At 54.5% G+C, this 20,971-nt stretch carries 14 protein-coding genes; 1 reads left to right on the top strand and 13 read right to left on the bottom strand.

Going from position 1 to position 20,971, the window contains the following annotated elements:
* Together pilM and HOJ95_04060 are read right to left on the bottom strand one after the other, a co-directional pair.
* The coding region (pilM, locus tag HOJ95_04055; GenBank protein ID MBT6393855.1) for a pilus assembly protein PilM at positions 1-306 on the bottom strand (306 nt) is incomplete at its 3' end.
* Between the two features lie 24 nt (positions 307-330).
* Positions 331-1,308, bottom strand: a complete 978-nt coding sequence (locus tag HOJ95_04060) for a site-2 protease family protein (protein MBT6393856.1) — start codon at positions 1,306-1,308, stop codon at positions 331-333.
* Between the two features lie 458 nt (positions 1,309-1,766).
* On the opposite strand from HOJ95_04060, the gene HOJ95_04065 reads away from it, so the two are divergent.
* Positions 1,767-3,554, top strand: a complete 1,788-nt coding sequence (locus HOJ95_04065; GenBank protein ID MBT6393857.1) for an ABC transporter substrate-binding protein — start codon at positions 1,767-1,769, stop codon at positions 3,552-3,554.
* Between the two features lie 17 nt (positions 3,555-3,571).
* On the opposite strand, the gene HOJ95_04070 is transcribed toward HOJ95_04065, so the two are convergent.
* From HOJ95_04070 to HOJ95_04120, 11 genes are all read right to left on the bottom strand, one after another.
* Positions 3,572-6,241, bottom strand: a complete 2,670-nt coding sequence (locus HOJ95_04070; protein ID MBT6393858.1) for a PBP1A family penicillin-binding protein — start codon at positions 6,239-6,241, stop codon at positions 3,572-3,574.
* 59 nt (positions 6,242-6,300) lie between these two features.
* On the bottom strand, positions 6,301-7,083 hold the full coding sequence (locus HOJ95_04075) for an SDR family oxidoreductase (protein ID MBT6393859.1): 783 nt from the start codon (positions 7,081-7,083) through the stop codon (positions 6,301-6,303).
* Entirely contained in the window at positions 7,073-8,167 is a 1,095-nt protein-coding gene (dusB, locus tag HOJ95_04080; protein ID MBT6393860.1) for a tRNA dihydrouridine synthase DusB, read from the bottom strand. The genes HOJ95_04075 and dusB overlap by 11 nt, the downstream gene beginning before the upstream one ends.
* 49 nt (positions 8,168-8,216) lie before the next feature.
* A complete protein-coding gene (gene tsaD / locus HOJ95_04085) occupies positions 8,217-9,365 on the bottom strand; it encodes a tRNA (adenosine(37)-N6)-threonylcarbamoyltransferase complex transferase subunit TsaD (protein ID MBT6393861.1) in 1,149 nt (382 codons plus the stop codon).
* A 189-nt stretch (positions 9,366-9,554) separates the two neighbouring features.
* Positions 9,555-10,886 carry a S41 family peptidase gene (locus tag HOJ95_04090; GenBank protein MBT6393862.1) on the bottom strand — a complete coding sequence of 444 codons (1,332 nt, stop codon included), beginning with the start codon at positions 10,884-10,886 and terminating at the stop codon, positions 9,555-9,557.
* 45 nt (positions 10,887-10,931) lie between these two features.
* On the bottom strand, positions 10,932-12,110 hold the full coding sequence (locus HOJ95_04095) for a peptidoglycan DD-metalloendopeptidase family protein (protein MBT6393863.1): 1,179 nt from the start codon (positions 12,108-12,110) through the stop codon (positions 10,932-10,934).
* A 13-nt stretch (positions 12,111-12,123) separates the two neighbouring features.
* Positions 12,124-13,032 (bottom strand): ABC transporter permease, encoded by a 909-nt coding sequence (locus tag HOJ95_04100; protein ID MBT6393864.1) that lies wholly within the window; start codon positions 13,030-13,032, stop codon positions 12,124-12,126.
* Positions 13,033-13,042: 10 nt separating this feature from the next.
* Positions 13,043-13,696, bottom strand: coding sequence for a cell division ATP-binding protein FtsE (gene ftsE, locus HOJ95_04105; GenBank protein ID MBT6393865.1), 654 nt, complete (start codon positions 13,694-13,696; stop codon positions 13,043-13,045).
* A gap of 470 nt (positions 13,697-14,166) precedes the next feature.
* Positions 14,167-15,615 carry a PASTA domain-containing protein gene (locus tag HOJ95_04110; GenBank protein MBT6393866.1) on the bottom strand — a complete coding sequence of 483 codons (1,449 nt, stop codon included), beginning with the start codon at positions 15,613-15,615 and terminating at the stop codon, positions 14,167-14,169.
* Positions 15,616-15,982: 367 nt separating this feature from the next.
* A complete protein-coding gene (tkt, locus tag HOJ95_04115; GenBank protein MBT6393867.1) occupies positions 15,983-18,013 on the bottom strand; it encodes a transketolase in 2,031 nt (676 codons plus the stop codon).
* A gap of 115 nt (positions 18,014-18,128) precedes the next feature.
* Positions 18,129-20,867, bottom strand: a complete 2,739-nt coding sequence (locus tag HOJ95_04120; protein ID MBT6393868.1) for a hypothetical protein — start codon at positions 20,865-20,867, stop codon at positions 18,129-18,131.
* Positions 20,868-20,971: the final 104 nt, after the last annotated feature.

Below are 20,971 nucleotides of genomic sequence, written 5' to 3' on the forward strand. Positions count from 1 at the left end.
CACCGCCTCCTCGGCGGCAATACCTTCTGCAGGAGGAACAAGAATCGTTTTGATGATGGCCGCCTTTCCCGATATTCCGACAGCCACTTTTTTCTCTTTAATTTTCTCCGCCGACACCAACTCCTCAACAGCCCGCATGACTTCTTCATGCTCGAGAACCGCCCCGTCCGATACAGCGCCATAGGCAAGCGAGGCCATGCCCAGTCGGCCAAGAGAAGTCCCGTTTTTGCCTTGAACTAGTTGAACCAGTTTGACGGCATGACTGCCAATATCGATGGCTAGTGGAAAGCTTTTTTTACCGAACACTTGTCTCGACCTGGGCGGGAAATTCTACCAACGAATATATAATGGAACCCATGTAAAAGTAAGCAACATCAATATCATACACGAATAACCAATAAAAATCCGCCCCTTTCCAAGAGATTCTCCTTGGTCCCAGAGCGGATATCGTCTACGACCAAGGAAAAGCGCGACCATGGCCCATAGCAGCCAGCCCGGCCACCAGTACGACATCACCAGCAATAACCCTCCCACCGTGGTGGAAACGGTGCGATGCCACCGGCTTAAAAGGGAAAACACGATATGTCCACCATCAAGTTGGCCGGCAGGTATCAAGTTGAGAGAAGTGACGAAAAATCCGCACCACCCAGCGAAAGCCATCGGATGAAGATTAACCCCCTCACCGGCATCACGGACCCCCAGCACGATCCACATCGCCGCCTTGAAAAGGAGAGAAGTGCCAAGACCAAGGCCGGAGCTGTGGTCCGGACCCTCCGCGGGGAGAACCGAGGACAATGAAAGACCGATAAGCACGGCCGGCAGAGCCACAGACATTCCGGCCAGGGGACCTGCGACGGCGACATCCAAAAGTACTTTTCGGCTCATAATCGGACTTTTTATCCGGATTACCGCCCCAAAAGTACCGAAAAGTGTCGGTGCCGGAATAAAAAAGGGAAGAGAAGCGTCGACTCCCCAGAATCTGGAGGCAAAATAATGACCCAATTCATGGGCCCCTAGTATCAACAACAATGTCGCCGAAAACGGGAGCCCTAGCTCAAGCAGAGACGGATCGCCCCAAATCGCTTCAGGGTAAATGCCCCGCTGCATGGCACCAGCCATGAGAGTTGATAAGGCAGTTAAAAAAAATAACAACGCTGGGATAAGCACTTCGGAATGCTTAAAGTGGAGTAGGGCTAGAAGACGCCACCTGAGGTTTCGAATAGCAGAAAACCGTTTGCGGTTAAATTGGCGAGGCTGGCCATGCAAATTCACGAATACAGGCGACCTTCCATCGGGTTTTAACACCATAGAAAACTCATTTTTTTAATTCGCTGACCGAGACTGCCTATACAGTTCGAGATGTATAAATACGACCCCATACGAACAATTGCCAACCGTGGCAACCGGGGGTGCCCATTTTTAGCCTCATATGAGATTATCATCCTAACGGACACCCACACGAGCCAACTACGGTGATCATGAACCGATATAAATTCTGGATTACAGCACTGCTCAGCACACTGGCCCTCGCAGCTATAGGGTGTGGTTCTGCTACTGCCCCAGCGCGTCAAATAACCACAAGCACGCCCGAAGTGAGTACACCTGCCATTCCAGAGTCATCGCCCTCACCTCGATTGCCCAATCTTCAGCCGCTCGGAAAATGGGTGGCCTCTCCACTACCTCTACCAAATACACCTCGCGAAGTAATATCTAAGCAATTGCGCTCGAATCCAGACGGCCCACGAGCTGACAGCGATTTATACAACTTGGCTCTCTATGAGTTCGCTGACAGGAATTTCGACACCGCCGCCCGATACCTCCAAACACTTGAAAAACGCTTCCCCCTCTCCTCTCTATATGAGGAAAGCGAATACCTCCTAGGCCTCGCACTTCAGGCTGGCGGGAGATACCGAGACGCATTTCTTCCGCTTCGTGGCAGCCTGAGCAAAGAGAAAACAACGCTTCGGCGGGCGCTTTTGCTGGCAGCGCTAGGAGAGGTATATGAATCAAGAAAAGACCCCTACGCCGCGCTCGAATCATACGCCAAGGCACTCGGGCTACATCCTGCCCTTCCTAACGCCTCCTTGCTCCGAGCACGGATTTTTTCTTTGGCAAAAATGTCCCTGACAACTACCCAGGTGCAGACCTCTGCCAAACGCTTTAAGAATGAGCCAGCGGGGCCGATTCTCAGACTTGAGTTCATTCACCGCGCTATAGCTGAAAACAGACCTGAAACCGCCCTCGCCGCCGCGAGACTTTTTTTAAAAGACTACCCGAAACACCGAGAAATCGAAAAAACAAGAAAAATTGTAAGTCAACTTCGAGACGAGCTCGACGTCAAGCAAGGGCGCGTAGGAGTTCTCTTGCCGCTTTCAGGACCCGCAGCCGCCGCAGGGGAAAGAGTCTACCAGGGGGTACAACTCGCCCTCCGGCATGCACTGGAGCAAAACTCCCGACTTCGAATTCAACTAGCGGTCCGGGACACACGCAGCACAGCTCAAAAGGCGGGGGATGCATCTGCAAAAGCGACAGAACTCATTGAAAAGGAAAAAGTAGTCGCACTCATCGGCCCCTTCTTCAGCCTTGCCACGGAAGAAGCCGCCTCGGTGGCGCATAAAAAAAATACCCCGCTTATCACACCATTCGCGATACGCATGGACATGAAAAAGAGCAGCCCAATGGTATTCCGCAACTCCCTAACCAACCAACTCCAAAGTAAGGGTATCGCTGCCTATGCGGTTCAGAACCTAGGTATAGAACGGTTTGCCGTTTTGTATCCAGATGACCGAGACGGAAGGGAGCTGGCCGAATTTTTCTCTGAAGACATCAGGAAGCTTGGCGGTCGCGTAGTGAAAATGATTTCCTTCTCACCCACCGCCAACGATTTTGGCCCTCAGATGCGCGCCCTTGGTGGACTCTCCGACGCCCAATTGAGACGGCGCAGGAGTGCCCTTGGCCTCAAGAAAAATGAGCCCTACAAAATAAAACTTCCCTTCGATGCCCTTTTCGTGCCCACATATCACGATAAGGCCGTCCTCATATCTCCGCAGGTACCCTTTTACAACATGCAGGGTATTCGCCTTCTCGGAGGACGAGGATGGAACAACAGAGATCTCATCCGATACGGAGAGAAATACGTTGAGCGCGCAACTTTCGTCGATGGATTTTTCCCGGACTCCGAGGAGCCAAGAGTCGTTCGCTTCTCAAATGACTTCATCCGGCTTTTCGGGCGAAAACCAGACATTTTCTCTGCACTGGGATACGACGCAGCCATGATCGTTTTTTCTGGGCTCGCCAAGGGTGGAGATTCCCGCGATAAAATGAGGACCTACTTGAGCCGCCTAATCGGCTTCGAGGGAGTCATGGGCCTAACGGATATGGGCCCTGACGGTGACACAAAAAGACAGCTTTTCGTCCTGACCGTGAAGCGGCGAAAAATCGAACACCTTCAGATGGTAACTCCTCACCGAGCCATTGCCATCAAGGACGGCGCACCACAAATCAGCAACGGAACATCCTCCAGCGTCTCTGGGCAGAACCCCACGCTACCTTAATTATCCTCTCTAACGGATTAACGGCTACTGGACTCCGGTCGAAACGGATCGAACGCTGGAGCAGTGAGGCCTCTCCGTTTGCGCCTTGTACTGGATCTCGATTTGGATTTTGACCTAAAAGGTATGGTATTGGAGATATCTCCGATTTTGGAGGAAGGCTTAGAGAATATTCCTTCAGACTCTTCTCCCGCGCCCGTATCACTCTTAAAATAATCAGATGGGCCTTTGGTCTTTTCCCTCGAACTAGCGGAAAAACTCGAAGGCTCGGAACCTTTGATGAAGGCCTGTCTCACAGAACCTTTCGTACCCCGAGAAACCCGCAGGCCGGTTCGTGGATTAATCGTGACAATTTTCACCTTGGCTGGACGCTTGAATCTTTTCCGGGGCAATCCCTCGTGAATCGACTCCGTGATGTTCATCCAAATCGGCAGCGCAGCGTGGCCGCCTGTTTCATTCCTGCCGAGGGTGGACTTATCATCCATGCCTACCCATACCCCTGTCGAGTATTGTGGAGAGACGCCTACGAACCACGCATCCTGATAATCATTGGTGGTACCCGTCTTTCCGGCCAGAGCTCGCTTTAAGGCCCTCGCCTTGACTGCAGTCCCGGACTGAACCACGTTTTCAAGAAGGCTGAGCATGATATACGCCTCCTCGGGAGGCACCGCCTGCGTGATTGAGGGAACGGCACTCCAGACAGTTTTATTGTCTGAATCCTGAATATAAGTGATAACGTGCGGCTCTAAGCGCCGCCCCCTGTTGGCCAGCGTTGCATAAAGGGAGGTGAGTTCGAGAAGCGTAACGCCACTCGAACCCAGAGCGATAGATAGGTTTCTCTTCAACGGTGAGCGAATCCCGAGGTCCTGAGCTCGCCTGACGATCTTCCTGACCCCAACAGAGTTTGCCAATTTCACAGTGATGACATTCCGTGACCGGGCTATCGCCTCTCGCAGAGTGGTGGGCCCATAAAATTTCTTCTCGAAATTTGTCGGCTTCCAGAAATCCTGCTGGCCGCTCCGCGGAAAAATGATTGGCGTATCCATGATGATATCCGAAGGCGTCCAACCCTCGCTGATAGCCGCCGAATAAACTACGGGCTTGAACGCAGAGCCTGGTGGCCTCACAGCCTGGTAGGCCCGGTTGAATTGGCTACGCTCAAAGTCGTATCCGCCCGTCATCGCCCTAATAGCGCCGGTCGCAGGCTCCGTCACGACAGCCGCCGCCTGAACATCAGGCTCTTGCACCAATGCCACAGGCACAGGCTCGCCCCTAAGAGAATCACCCCGTCTCTCGCGCTCAAGGCGCTGGACCAAAACGATATCCCCGCGCCGGAGAATTTCCTGGAATTTATCTAGAACCAATCCTTTTCCATTTTGCCTGGGGTCGAACGGACGCGCCCATTCGGCATTCTCGATATCAAGAATCGCCTCGCCTCTTTTGAGTTGAAGTCGAGCGACATCAGACTTCAACTCATAGACAACCGCCGGCATCCAGCGGCCCTCTCGAAACTCCCGCCTGTTGCTACGCTCTCCCATGAGTTGGTCGACCGCACGCCAAATCCGCTCCGGGGTCCATCTCAAATCGACCGAACCGACTGGCCCCCTGTAGCCACGGCGGCGATCGACCTCGATAATTCCTTGCCGAACGGCAGCAACCGTAGAGCGCTGCACTTCGCGGCGAATAGAGGTATGAACTTTTAGTCCCCCTCGATACAGCTTGGCTGCACCGAAACGGCGTTCAACCCTTCTGCGGACGAACTCAACAACATAATCACTATCTCCCCGACCCGGCAATTTTTTCGCCAAGCGGATTGGTGTAACTTCAGCCCTCGCCCACTCATCCGGGGTGATGAAATTTTCCTCGATCATACGGCGCAACACATGTGCCCGACGTCGAAGCGCACGACGGTAGGATTTGAAGGGATTATAGGCGGAGGGTGCACGCGGAAGACCCGCCAATAGCGCCGCCTCGGGCAGCGTGAGAGCCTCCGCATTCTTACCAAAATAAACGCGAGCGGCGGCTTCGATGCCATAGGCGCCATCGCCAAAATAAATTTGATTCAAATAGAGATTGAGAATTTCTCGCTTACTGTATGTCCGCTCGATTCGAACGGCCAAGATAGCTTCTCGAATTTTACGATCAATCGTCCGCTTGGGATTCAAAAATAGCGATTTGGCTAACTGCTGGGTTATCGTGCTGCCGCCCTGGACCACCCCCCAGTCGAGAATATTCCTCACCGCCGCACGTACGATACCGATCAAATCAACTCCAGAGTGCTCCTCAAAGCGAACGTCCTCGGTCGCGAGGATGGCCTGTATCACCACATCGGGTATTTGATCGAGCGTAACTAGAAAACGGCGCTCGACATAAAACTCCCGCAAAAGGCTTCCGCTTTGATCGAACACGCGGGTAACAAGACTCGGTTTATTTTTCCGAAGGACATTAACGTTCGGCAGCTCGACGGCGACTTTTTGGTAGTAATAAAGTCCGACACCAGTTGCGGCGACCCCGCAAAGCATGGTGACGATCAAGCCAAAAGCAAGAGAGAAGCGAACAAATCGGCGTATGGCCCGGAGAAATCTTCCCAACGCTAGAGATAGATATACTCTCCTCTGATTTGGCCTTGAGGGGCTTTTTCGGGGGAGAGCTTGTTTTTCTTGTGCCTTATTTCGGGGCCGCAGAACCATCGTGTTCTCGCTCCCAACATAAACATAACGGGCGGCGCAACAACATCACCATAACATCATCAAGCCTGGACCGACCCACATGATATTGTAAAAGCCTGCCCCGTAACGCCCTTCGCGTCATCGCTCGCCAAATAGAGCGCCATGGCGGCAATTTCTGTCGGATCGAGAAAGCGTCCCATAGGAATGCTCTGCCGGAACATTTCCAACGTTTCCTTGGCGCTCCGACCATTTCCCGCGTAACGTACAAAATCATCTTCGGCATCCGCAACCATTTTCGTGTCCACGAATCCAGGGCAAATCGTGTTCACCGTAACCCCGTCTCCCGCCACCTCGAGGGCAAGCGAGCGGGCGAATCCGATTACACCATGCTTGGCCGCGTGATACGCACTCCGATTGGCGCCGCCAACCTTGCCGGACACCGAGCTCATAACGATAATGCGCCCCCATCCGATTTTGGACATTGCATCAACTACGGCACGCGATGACCAAAAAACGCTGTTTAGGTTTACACGCATCGTCTCATCCCACATTTCATCGGAAGTTTCGCAAACGCTCGCGTGTTTCATCATGCCCGCATTTGCGACAAGAATATCGACACTGCCCAGATAGTCGCCAGCCGCTCGCATCGCCGTTTCCACATCTCTTGAATTTCCCACTTCGCACCTGACCGCAAATCCCCTGACACCCAAAGCCTCGACCTCGGCAGCGACAGATTCGATCTCGGTTTGAGTTCTCGCAAGAACCGCGACATCTGCACCCTCTTTGGCGAACGCAAGTGCAATGGCGCGTCCAATCCCACGTCCACCACCAGTGACAACTGCCCGCCTGCCCTTAAGCCGCATGAAGTCCTCCCGAGGCACCTGAAACTCTGTCCAGTGTCGCCTGCTCGAAGAATTCGGCAGCCGCCTCCATCACCGAGCTGATCGATTCAATCCGGTTAACCATTTCCCGGAAAGCGGCACTTGCCGGAAATCCTTTTGTATAAGCGGCCAAATGTTTCCGGCTATGGAGAACTGCCTGTCGCTCTCCCAGTGATTCCGTCAGATCGCGTAAATGAACCAAAACCATTTCTTTTTTCTCTGCGAGACTCGGCGGCGATGGCATCTCGCCCGTTTTAAGCCAGTGGTTCAGACGTGAGAAAATCCAAGGATTACCGATTGCACCTCGCCCAATCATCAGGCCATCAACACCTGTCGCCTCGATCATTTCAATGGCATCAAAGGGCGTGAGGACACTTCCGTTTCCCATAACCGGTACTGATACCGCCTGCTTAACGAGAGCGATAGTTTCGAGATCCACTCCGCCCGAGAAAAAATCATGCCGCGTGCGACCATGTACCGTGATGGCTGAGGCACCAGCATCCTCAACTGTGCGCGCAAAATGCTCGGCCCCGCCCTTACCAATAGTGTCCCATCCGGTTCGCATCTTCACAGTCACCGGTTTTCGCACCGAGCGGACCATCGCACTGACTACCTCACCCGCCCGGTCGGGGTCGCAGAGCAGCGCGGAGCCCGCCTTGTTTTTCGTGACCTTTTTTACGGGACATCCACAATTCAAATCGATAAAATCGGCACCTGCCTCCTCGACCAGTGCTGCGGCCTCCCCCATCTGAACAGGGTCGGCTCCAAAAAGTTGAATGGAAACCGGTTTTTCAGCTGCCTCGTTTTTCATAATGTTGTAGGTTTTCTTGTGTTTTCTAACGAGGGCTTGGCTGCTCACCATTTCAGTGCAGACCATACCGGCTCCCTGCCGGGACACGAGGCGGCGGAACGGCAGATTCGTGTACCCGGCCATTGGCGCCATAACAAGGCGACCACGGAGGCACACTCCTCCAATCTCAAGGGGGGTATCGTAGCCCTGAGGCGGAGGCGGCAGTCTATCGATGTTTTTTTCTGCCTCAGGTGGTCCGGCTTCTTCAGGGCGCATCGTAAAATCCTTCCAGCTCAACCATATAAAATATCTCGTCCACGCTTAATTAAAGCTCCCAGGCGGGGTCAGCGTCCATTTCCAGAAAATCGTGAAAAGCACCGGGCCCTTCACGAAGGAGCGAAAATCCACCTGAGCAGGCGATCATCGCTGCATTGTCGGTGCAATAACGCCTGGCCGGAAGATGCAATGTCCAGCCCGACGCCTCAGATTTTGCTAACAACCTTTCCCTTAACAGACTGTTTGCCGCCACCCCGCCACTCAAGGAAACGGCTCCAAGCCCTTCGGCCTTCACTGCGCCATCCACCTTTTCCACCAAAACCTCAACTGCCGCCTCCTGAAACCCGGCCGCCACCCGCCTCACTTCATCAAGCGGTATTTCCTGGGGGCGCTCCCAGGGGGCAAGTGATCGGTCGCTCCGGTAGAAATCATTCTTCTTTAAATAATTTAACACAGCTGTTTTCAAACCACTAAAGCTAAATTCATAAGGCCGGTCTTTAAGAAATGGCCTTGGCAATTCCAATGGTTTCGCACCATTTTTCTTCTCTTTCCAGAATTCTCCGTGAAGGCGATCAATTGTTGCCCCCCCCGGATATCCCAGTCCCATAGTGGCCGCCACCTTGTCGTACGCCTCCCCGACGGCATCGTCGAGGGTGCCGCCCAAATGACGTACCTGTCCCCGCTCCTCAACACGGTAAAAATCCGTATGACCTCCCGAGGCGACAAATGCCAGATGCGGATATGGTGGAGGTCCCCCAAAGGCACCTGGGGCGGGCTCTCCCGCTTGGCCTGGTGCGGGGTTATCGAGATAAAGTGAGTGGATGTGGCCGTCCAGGTGGTTGACACCAACCAGCGGGAGCCCTTTGCTCCAAGACAATGCCTTCGCCGCCGAGAGTCCTACAAGTAGGGCGACTATCAGCCCGGGACCGCGTGTCGCCGCCACGCCGGCAATATCGTCCAAACTCACTGCGGCTCCATCGAGCGCGGCAAGAATCACCGGTTCTATCGATTCGAGATGACGCCTCGATGCCAGCTCTGGCACAACTCCGCCGAATCGGCTGTGCACATCATCCTGAGACGCCACAATATTGGAAAGAACGCGAGGGGCCAAACTGGCATCCTCGAAATCGAGAACAGCCGCTGCCGTCTCATCACAACTCGACTCAACTCCTAAAACGTACAAATTCACCTCTCGTATTCACCACTACAAAAAATCTAAAAATGACTCTATATCAAAGTGAGTTTGGTTCAGGAACAGGAACACTTGGGGAGAAGATAACCCTCCCCGAGCAGCAGTGAATTGCATTTTCGGATGGCCAAACACAATGCCCCAAAGAGGCACTCGACTATTTCACTCGCCAAGCACTTCAGGGGAACAAATCAATTTTCAAGAACCGACACTGCCTTTGGTTTCAGCCTTTGCATTTCCGAGCAAATAGTCGATTGCCCGCTCCAACTGGACGTCCTTTAGTTTCCCAGGCTCCGCTCCCTGAACAACAGCGGCGCTCGATTCAGAATCCGATGGTTTAACCGTCTTGATGCCTTTTTTCTCATCCTCGCTCGGGAGATGTCCTGGTAGATCCCGCTCCCGAATTATTCGCCTCCGAGACGAGCGCGAGGGCTGTGAGACGATGATATCGGGCTCGATACCCTTGCCCTGGATCAAGCGACCTTTCGGCGTGTAGTAAAGTGCTGTTGTCAGGCGCAGACCCGAACCATCAGTCAGAGGAACGATAGTTTGTACGGACCCCTTGCCAAAAGTTTTCTCGCCCATGATCGTCGCCCGCTTAAGGTCTTGAATCGCACCGGCAACGATTTCTGAGGCACTCGCACTTCCGGGATTCACAAGAACGACTACCGGCATCTTGGTTTTAAATCCATCCTCAGAGGAGGTATAGCGGTTCTGCTGATTTTCCATTCGCCCCTTGGTGTAAACGATAAGCTGGCCTGACCCGAGGAAAAGATTAGAAACGGATACCGCCTGGGAGAGCAACCCACCAGGGTTGTTTCGCAAGTCGAGGACGAGGGCTTTGATTTTTTCATTTTCGAACTTCTTTACGGCCTTGCTCACCTCGCGCCCCGTGGTGGATTGAAAACTTCTAATCCGCACATAGCCGATGCCGTTTCGCAATTTCCTTGACCCCACGCTTTTAATTCGGATTACCTCGCGGGTAATCGTAAATTTGAGCGGCTTCTCCTCGCTTTTCCTGAAAACCGTTATGGTCACCTTGGTTCCGGGACGTCCACGAAGTTGGCGAACGGCACCTTGCAAGTTCATCTCCTTGGTGCTCTTCCCCTCGATCTCGATGATCTGATCGCCCGCCTTGACTCCCTCTCGATAGGCTGGGGTGTCCTCTATCGGGGTGACGACGGTCAGAATGCCGCCACGGGTCGTAATCTCGATGCCAAGCCCGCCAAAGCGACCCGATGTTTCGACCTGCATCTCTTTATAGAATTCGGGAGACATGTAGCTCGTATGTGGATCCAGCGTCTTCAGCATCCCCCGGATCGCTCCCCGGATGAGCTTCTGACCTTCTATCTCGTTGACATAGTTCGACTCCACTAGGGAGAGAACCTCGGTGAACGTACGAAGCTCGGGATAAGCCGATTTTTCACGCGCTGAGGTAATCCCGAGAGGACCTACAGCAATCCCAACGGCTAATCCCCCCGCTGCGGCTAACCAGAGGAGCCAACCGCCGAATTTACGATTTTTTGACATATCTAACACTCCCAAAATTACGGCCAGAGAAAATTCGAGGCGCGTTCATCCACGAGGCGCAAGCCATTGTAGCGCCTTTAATGGGATTGATCCTCTTCGAATCTCAAAATAAAGAGCAGACTCTCCGAGGACGCCAGTCGTCCCCACACGCGCGATAACGCGGCCAGCCCCCACTTTCTCGCCTCGCTCGACGAGCACCTCACCGGTCCCGCCATAGACTGTGTAAATCCCCGCACCATGGCGTAGGATCAATAATCGACCATACCCTCGGACCCAGTCCGAGTAAACGACCTCCCCGGCAGCCACAGAACTAATGGAGGTGCCCTCCGGGGCTCGGATACGGATTCCCCGGCTGGCCTTCCCATTGCTCTGCCTAAGAATCTTTCCTGATACGGGCCAGGGCAGACGCCCTTCCATTTTATCGAACAACACGGCATCCCGGTCTATTCTCGAATCCCTGGATTTCATCAATGTGGTGATGGCATCACGCATAGCGTCGCGAGAGCCTTCAAGCGCCTTTACCACCCGCCGACGGCGTGTCTTGTTTTTCTCAAGGTGGGTCAGCCGACGACTCCGGCGAGAATAGTATCGCGCCAGGCGGGCCTTGACACGGGCCTGCTTTTTCTTCAAAGAAGATTGCCGCTCGACCTCTGCCTCTGCCTCGGCCCTTGCCTCGCCCAGACGCACCTCAGCCTCCCGGTAGCCCAATAGGAGGCGCTGATCATGGCGGGTAAGACGGCTCACGAAAGACCATCGATCGACCAAATCCCACACCGATCGCGACATCACTATGAGACGCACGCTCCCGGCACTTCCTCCCATATAGAGGGCTCGGAGCCTTTGACGAAGCTTTTTTTTACGCTCTACCTGCTCCTCGCGCATTTTCTCGACCTTGGCGAATATTTCTTTGTGCCGCACCACAGAGCGAGCTTCCTGCCGGGCAAGTAATCTGAGGCTTTGATCCTCAACTGACAGCCGCGCAGAGAGCCGATCAAGGCTCGTGAGTAGGCTTTCGGTCTGAAGTTGCCCCTTGGACACGAGATCTCTCTCTTTCGCCAAGCGCTCCTCTATTCGCCGAAGTTGCGATTCATCTTTTTTAATTTCTCGATCTAGTCCCTGAAGCGTCTGCGCACCCAGGGTCGGGGTGCCCTCAGTCCCTACCATCAGCGCCAAGACAAACGTAAAAACGCAAGCCAGCTGCCGACTCACCACCATTTTAGGCATAAGGCCTATCAAGCTATTCCCTTTGCTTTCGAAGATAGTGGCCCACGGTGAGCGAACTGCCCAGAAAGCCAAGACTCGCGCCTGTGCCGAGCAAAATAAAGCCCAACGGCCAGCCGCCGGGCTGAATCGAGATATCCACCCCCGAGAAACCTGACAGCATAGGAAGAAATATCGCGTGATACACCATCAACAACACGGCATATGCCATGGCACCCCCCAGCGCGCCACACAGAACGCCCTCGGTCACGTAGGGCGTCCTAATGAAACCATCGGTCGCCCCGACAAGGTGCATAATGGCGATGTCATCCCTTCGGGCGAAAAGCGTTAGACGAATCGTGTTGGCGATGATGAAAAGAACGCCCAGCCCCAGGAGCACCGATACCGTCCAAACCGCAAGACGCAGGAGCCATATCGCCCCCTCAAGCCGCCTGAGCCAGACAAGATCGTTTCTCAGACGCTCAACACCCGGCATGAGACGAACCCTCGCCATGAGCGATTCGATGTTCGCTGTCGTTCGCGAGTCGGGCCGAAGAATCACCTGCATGGAGGGGGGCAAAACTTCTTTGCCCAGCCCATCGAGAATATCAGCGTTGGGTCCAAGTTGTACGCGAAAACTCTTGAGGGCCTCAGTGGCCGAGCGCTCGGCAATTCGATCAACCGCCTCGTGCTTAATGAGCAGCGCCCGGATCGCAGCCTTTTGGGCAGGGGTGGTATCCTCCTTGAAGAATATCTCGATCTGGAATCTTTCTCTCCAGTTTTCAATAAGATAGGAGACATTTACCTGCACGATCCACAGCGCCCCGAACAAGATCAGGCTGATCATCGTCGTCATGACGGTGAGCGCCGCAACGGCGCGGTTCTCCCGCATGTCGAGGAGCGCTTCTTTTAAGAAATAGGGAAACGACTGAAACCAGCTGGTCACGGCCCGGCCCTTAACTGATTACCTGTCCGTTTTCCAAATGGACAGTGCGGGCGCCGATATATTCGATAACGGAGCGATCATGGGTGGCGACGACCACCGTTGTCGCCAGGCGGTTCACCTCGCGAAAAACGTCCATGACCTCTTGTGCCATATCGGGATCGAGATTCCCCGTCGGCTCATCGGCAATTAGAAGGGGCGGCCGGTTAACAAGCGCTCGCGCAATGGCAACGCGCTGCTGCTCGCCGCCCGACAACACCTTGGGAGACAAATCTCTTTTTTCCGCCAGCCTGACAAGCTTGAGCACGGCGTATACGCGCCGCCTCGCCTCACTCGCCGACACCCCGATGGCCCGCTGACAAAAGGCAATATTCTCAAAAACCGTCCGGCGATGCAGCAGCTTGAAATCCTGGAACACGACGCCAATCCCGCGCCTGAGTCGAGAAAGCTCCTTGCGGCGAAGATGCGTGATATTGCGACCAGCAACAAACACCTGCCCCCGATCAGAAACCTCAGCGCCATAAAGAAGAGAGAGCAACGTGGTTTTTCCTGCGCCGCTGGGGCCCGTAATGAAAACAAACTCGCCCCGCCGAACCTGAAGATCAATATTCTGGAGAACATAGCGCCCATCTTCATAGCGCTTCCAGATACCCGCAATCCGGATCATATCCGGTTGCTCATCGGCAGCTTGGGCTTGCTGGCGATCAACAATAGGGATTGTCCTTGGTGGCGACTGCAATTCGTCAATCTCCCTGCTCATAAATATTCACCGCCGGTAATACTCCCCGCTGGGCGGCGGCATGTCCCTTTAAGCACAAGGACACGCTCGACACCTTAACTATTTGCTTTTAATGCGGATAAGGCAAGAGGCCCAAAATCTAATAAGAGGCGGGGATAAGTAATCTAATCAGATAGAATAAAAGAAAACAACCAAATTGTCACCGCCGGATTTATCGCCTTCCAAACAAAACCCCCCGCGCCCAATCTCTTGAGCGCGGGGGGTAGGCTTTGAGTGAATAGCGAGAAGCCTGTACTTCGATTGAATAGTGAGCAGCGCTATGCCCTGCACTTCAAGTGAGCAGCGCGAAGCCCTGCGATTCGTTTTGCTTTTACTTACCTTTCTTCAGGTACAGGCCTTTAATAAAATATCCACTTCGAATATACAATAATTTTAGTTCCAGGAGCCACAACAGATCCCGCATCCGGCCTGGCATTGTAAACCACTTGTTTTTGTCTTTTATAAGAGGAGCTCTTCTGGTCAGAATACACAATGTAAGTCAGTCCGGCATTTTTAACCGCCTCTAAATACTGAGCCTGTGAAGTTTGTTCTGGAATATAACGAGGGACCCTGTTGACGTTTCTGCCTACCGTGATCGCGACCGAATTCACGTAAGGTATGGTACCCCCGGTCGGCGTCTGGGTTAACACCTTGCCATGGAGATCCGGTTTATTAAAGACTTCCGGATAGGTGGCTGTGACTTTGACGCCCATTTCTGACATCTTCGCCGCCGCAAACGTCGCATCGGCCTGGGTCTTCGTCATGCTCACCACGTTCGGGAGCTTTAGCATAACCTGGAAAAGTCTGAGCGCGACCGAAGTTCCGGGAGCCGCTATTGAGTTCGCGGCCGGGTTCTGAGCGTCAACCTGACCGTTTCTACTCGCGGACTCGGGGCTACTAATGATTAATTGATATGTGATCTCGCTGCTTGCGATTAAACCCACCGCCGCTAGCGCCGCCTGGGCCTCGGCCAGTGTCTTGTACGCCAAGTTCGGGACTAGCGTGCCACTTTTGTAAACCTTGAGTGCGACCGAGGACACCCCACCTGTGAAGCCCGCAACAGGACTCTGGGCAGAAACCTGGCCTTGTAGATCCAGGCGATTCGCGATGTTTGTATAAGAGAGGGCGAGTGGGACGCCTTTATCGGGAGACAGGCCCAGCGCTACAAGCGCCGCCTGGGCCTGGGTCAGCGCCATGCCCACGAAGTTGGGGAGCGAAATCTTCCAATATTGGTTGTTCCCGCCATGACACCCCCATTGCTGGATATTGGCCCCGTCTGCCTTGCTGGCAACGACAACATCCAGGCATTTGCCGCTGTGGGCGGGCTTGATCTGGTAATACTCTACGCTTTTTTTAACAAGTGCCCACTTTTGGTTGTTTCCGCCATGACACGCAAATTGGTGGATATTGCCCCCGTCTGCCATGCTGGCCACGGCAACGTCCAGGCATTTGCCGCTGTTGACGTTCTTGATCTGGAAATAATTTTGGCCGGTATTTACAAATTCCCAACTTTGGTTGCTTCCGCCATGACACGACCATTGCTGGACATTGGCCCCGTCTGCCTTGCTGGCCACGACAACGTCCAGGCATTTGCCGCTGTGACCGACCATTATCCTGGATTTCCACGTGCCGCTGTGACTCAATATTTTCAACGCCTCGGCGCGCGGCGCGGCGGCGAGGAGGAAAAATAGAATAGCGAACGTGAGTAAGGTGATGATTCCGGTGATTCGATTCTTTTGCATGGTCTTGCTCCAGTCGAGAGAGTTAAAAGAGTTTGCTTTCGTTCTCGTTCCGGTCATCGTTTTCATGGCTTATTCCCTTTCGGTTTAGCGGCCCGCTCAATGCGGGGAAGAGTAAGTAAGGTCTACCCCCCTACAAAGCAAGGGCCGTGCCAAAAGAGAATTTTGAGTCGATAAATAGATGATGCCAGTAAATACGGGGGTTTGGGGGATTTTATCTGAAATGCCCCCCGGTGGCATAGGCGGAGTTTCGCCGATTGGGGGTTTTTTATAAGCGAAATTTCGCCGATGGGCTGGGGTCTGAAATTAGCAGGGAGTGCATTTAAAATGTTTAGGAGAGAGTAGATCTAAAACAAAAAAAACCGCGCCCAAGAGTTGAGCTCGGAGAATAAGTATTCTTAGGAGCCACCGCCATATAAGCGGCTTGTGGGAAGGATTATTTCAGTTTCGCGGCCCTTCTGGCGATATTCTCGGGGGTGAATCCGAATTTCTCAAAACTCACCTTGGCCGGGGCGCTCGCGCCAAATCCACTCATCGCTATGACGCCCCCCGCATCGCCTACCCATTCGAGCCAGCCCTGCGAAGCGCCAGCCTCGACAGACAATCGCGCCCTCACGCCGGGCGGCAATACTTCGTCGCGGTAGCTTTGGGATTGCGCCCTGAAAAGATCCCAGCTCGGCATGCTCACCACGCGTGCATCAACTCCCTGGACAGAGAGCATATCCTTGGCCGCAAGACACAAAGAAACTTCCGAGCCCGTGCCAATAAGGATAACATCAGGCTCCTCGCCACCCTCTTTCGAGAGGATATAAGCGCCCTTGAGCACCCCTTCTGCGCCGCCTAAGTTTTCTCTATCTAGTGTGGGCAGGCCCTGCCGCGTGAGCACGAGCATGGTCGGCCCATCTTTGCGCTCTATCGCCGCGCGCCAGGCAAAGGCAACCTCGTTCGCATCCCCTGGTCGAATCAAGGAAAGATTCGGCATTACGCGGAGCGATGCGAGGTGCTCGACGGGCTGGTGCGTCGGGCCGTCCTCGCCAAGGCCGATAGAATCGTGGGTCATCAGATAAATCACCGGCTGCCCCATCAGAGCAGCCAGCCGAATGGCGGGCCTGGCGTAGTCGGTGAACACGAAGAAAGTCGCCGTGTAGGGGCGAATCCCGCCATGGAGCGACATACCTGAGGCGGCGGCGCACATAACATGTTCGCGCACGCCCCAGCGCATGTTGCGCCCCTCGTAGCTTCCTTTAAGAAAATCCCCTTCGCCGCTGATCAGTGTGTTGTTCGAGCCGGCAAGATCGGCGCTGCCGCCCATCAGGCTGGGCAAATTCCCGGCAATTGCGTTCAAGACTTTTCCCGAAACCGCCCGCGTTGCAATAGCACCGTCGGCTGGCGAGAAAACAGGAATATCCGCGTCCCACCCTTGAGGAAGGTCTCCGGTGAGGGCCGCCTCAAATTTTTCGGCCAATTCCGGATGGGCGCTCCGATAATCAGAGAGCTTAGTGTTCCATGCCGCCTCAGACTCGGCGCCGCGACGGGCGGCCTGCCCCATATGGGCGGCAACTTCATCCGGCACCAAGAACTTTTCCTTCTCGGGCCAGCCGTAGCTCTTTTTCGTCAACTCGATTTCTTCATCGCCCAGCGGCGCCCCGTGGGCCGTCGCCGTATCGACAAAATTAGGAGAGCCAAAACCAATGTGCGAGCGAAGGATAACCAGAGAGGGTTTGCTGCTCTCGGCCTTGGCATCCCCGAACGCCGATTCGAGTTTATTGAGATCGTTGGCCACATCGCCGATGTTCTGGACATGCCAGCCGTAGCTCTCAAACCTTTTGGCAACGTCCTCTGTATAGGCAAGATCCGTCGAGCCCTCGATGGTTATCTTGTTGTCGTCAAAAAGAACGATGAGTTTGCCGAGGCCCAGATGGCCCGCGAGCGAGGCCGCCTCGTGCGAGGCGCCTTCCATGAAATCGCCGTCCGAGGCGAAAACGTAGGTGTTGTGGTCCACCACCTCGTGCCCCTCGCGATTATAGACGGCGGCCATATGGGTTTCGGCGATGGCCATGCCCACGGCAGTCATGATGCCCTGTCCGAGTGGGCCTGTGGTCATCTCCGCGCCCGGTGTGAGCCCGTATTCGGGATGGCCGGGTGTTTTGCTCCCCCACTGGCGAAAGTTGATTAGTTCATCGAGCGAAAGATCGTGGCCGGTTAGATGCAGAGCCGAGTAGAGAAGCATCGAGGCATGGCCGCACGAGAGCACAAAGCGGTCGCGATCAAACCAAGCTGTGTTTCGCGGATTAAATTTCATGATGCGTGAGAAAAGGACATAGGCCGCAGGCGCGAGGGCCATCGGGGTGCCCGGGTGCCCAGATTTTGCCTTCTGAACCGCGTCCATCGACAGGGTGCGGATGGTGTTGATGCAAAGCTCGTCCAGGGCCGTGCCTTGGGTGTTCGAGTTCGTGCTTGGAGACATGCCTAAAGTGCTTTCCTAAGGGAAAAATTCCGCAAACCGGTGAGGGTTTTCATGCGGAAAAAAAATAGCTATGTACAAGCTGTAAAGCTTCAGGTTGTTATTTATCGGAAATCCATCAAACTATATCGCGAGACGACCCTTTTTGCGAGTCCGCCGAGAGTTTTGCCCGGTGTCGCTGAATTGTATCAAGCCAGCCAAGCAGAGACTTGACCACATCGCTATCTGTTGGGGGCTCCAGAGCCACATCTTCAATATCCTCATCAGCGGACTGAGGCAAGACGCGCTTCATGCGCTCGCTAATTATGGCTTCAATCTCTTGGATTTGTATGACCAACCAATCTGAGCTCGTGCCAACCAGAATTGCCTTCCGGCAAATGTCGAGCGCCATTTCATACTTTTCTTCACCCAGATAGACCTCGATGATTCCCTGCATCATGTGGCGCTCTTGCTCTGGAGCCTCTTCCTCCGCCTCGGCTACTGGAATAGGCTCATCAACCGCTACCTCGGGTTCCTCGACCTCAAGAACCTGAGTTTGCTCGTCTAAAACGGAGACCTCTTCCGCCTCGGTTATCGGCATTTCCTCATCCACTGCCGCCACGGGCTCATCGGCTAGTAGCGATTCGAACTCATCGAGCGCGCCGCCAACCTCCTCCTCAACTTCGGCAACCGGGGCTTCTTCCTCCGGCGCAGAAACATCCTCAACCTCGGCTACCAGCATTTCCTCTTCCACCGCCTCGGGCTCATCAGCAAGAAGCGATTCGAACTCATCGAGCGCGCCGCCAGCCTCCTCCTCAACTTCGGCAACGGGAATTTCATCCTCTGGCGCGGCTATCTCTTCTGCAGCCCCGGCTACCAGCATTTCCTCATCCACTGCCGCCTCGGGTTCATCAAATTCCTCGGCCAGCATTGCATCGAGTGCAACTTCCTCGACGCTTGCGCTTGCAGGCACCACTTCAGGCTCCTCGGCCAAAAGGGAGTCAAAGTCCTCGTCATCCGGCGCCGCAACTGCGACCTCTTCCTCAACCTCGGCTACCGGCATTTCCACTTCCACTGCCGCCTCGGGCTCATCGGCTAGTAGCGACTCAAACTCATCGAGCGCGCCGCCAGCCTCCTCCTCCTCAACTTCTGCAACGGGTGATTCATCCTCCGATACAGAAACATCCTCTGCCTCGGCTACCGGAATTTCCTCTTCCGCCTCGGAGACCTCTTCATCTGTGACAAGGGACTCCTCCTCTTCATCCTTAGGCGCTTCCTCTTCTACTGGAGTAGCGGGCGCCTTAGGTGGGTCAAATTCATCTGCGAGAAGAGCATCCAGATCATCGCCAATATTCTCATCCACTGGCGCTGCCGTAGCCCGAGAGGCCTCTACAGGTTCACCTGCAAACAAGGCTTCCAAATCATCCACCTCGCCTGCCGGCTCATCCGTCTCCTCGGCGGCCTGGGCCTCGGGCTCGACCGGGGCCTCTGCAACAGCCTCTGTATCCTCGCCTGCCTCATCAAGAAGCGAATCAAAATCCTCTAACTCTGCCGCTCCGGCATCGGCTGCCCCTTCGGCCTCATCAAGAAGAGAATCAAAATCCTCCAGCCCGCCAGATTCCTCCTCGGGGGCCTCTGCAACAGCCTCTGTATCCTCGCCTACCTCATCAAGAAGTGAATCAAAATCCTCTACATCTGCCGCTCCGGCATCGGCAGCCCCTTCGGCCTCTTCAAGGAGCGAATCAAAATCTTCCAGCCCGCCAGAATCCTCCTCGGGGGCCTCTGCAACAGCCTCTGCATCCTCGCCTACCTCATCAAGGAGTGAATCAAAATCCTCTAACTCTGCTGCTCCGGCATCGGCTGCCCCTTCGGCCTCTTCAAGAAGAGAATCAAAATCTTCCAGCCCGCCAGATTCCTCCTCGGGGGCCTCTGCAACGGCCTCCGTATCCTCGCCTACCTCATCGAGAAGCGAATCAAAATCCTCTAACTCTGCCGCTCCGGCATCGGCAGCCACACCTGCCTCTTCAAGGATCGAATCAAAGTCTTCCAGTTCTGGCGCTCCTGTATCGGTGGCTTCATCAACAGCCGCTGCAGCGCCTCCCGACTCTTCTTCTTCGAAAATCGAATCAAAGTCATCAACCTCTGGCCCTCCAGCATCTGCGGCATCGACCGCACCTTCGGCCTCATTGAGGATCGAATCAAAGTCCTCTAGTTCAGCTGCAGCCGAGCCATCATCGCCCTCCTCGGCTAATTGCGCCTGAAGCTCGGTTATCTTTTCCATGTACTCGATATTTTCCGGCTCTTCCCCGGCAAGACTTGTGTAAACTTCAAGGGCCTTATCGATATGTCCTTGCGAGATATAGAGTTCGGCAAGCGATGGCGTGGGGACCGCGTCGGGAGATTCCTCTAGCGGGGCTTCGTCCTGAACCGGCGATCCGGCTCCCGGCGAACTGGCTTCGGGAGGCGCAAGAGCAACATCCAAAGAAGCAAAGGCCTCTTCATCGGCCGGGTCAAACATGCCGATGGCCACCCGCGCCTTTCGAGCGCCAGCGTCATCACCCGATTTTTGAAAGCAATTGAGTAGGAGCCGCTGGGCGGCGAGGTTCCAGGGGGTGCGAGCAACAGCCTTTTCAAGTTCATCGATGGCCTCTGTTACCTGCTCTTTGGCCAGATAAATCTCACCTAAAAGAACGCGAGGCGCGCTGTAGACCGGATGGTGTTGAAGACCGCTCGAGAGCATATCGACGGCTTTATCGGCCTCGCCCTTCTCCCATATAAGACCAGCAAGCGGGAAAAAAGCGGGCGAGGTGGGATCGTCAACGAGCAAAGCCTCAAGGGCCTGGATTCTGACTTCAGGATCTCGTGGTCGGGATGCCATAGAACTCTACCGGACGGGGAGAAGATCTCTACTTGACACCAATAGGCTAACAAAGGCGCTGTTCGCTGACAAGACTTAAAAATCAATCCTTTACCCACATTAAT

The sequence above is a fragment of the Nitrospinaceae bacterium genome (assembly GCA_018669005.1).
In the GTDB taxonomy this organism is placed as follows: domain Bacteria; phylum UBA8248; class UBA8248; order UBA8248; family UBA8248; genus UBA8248.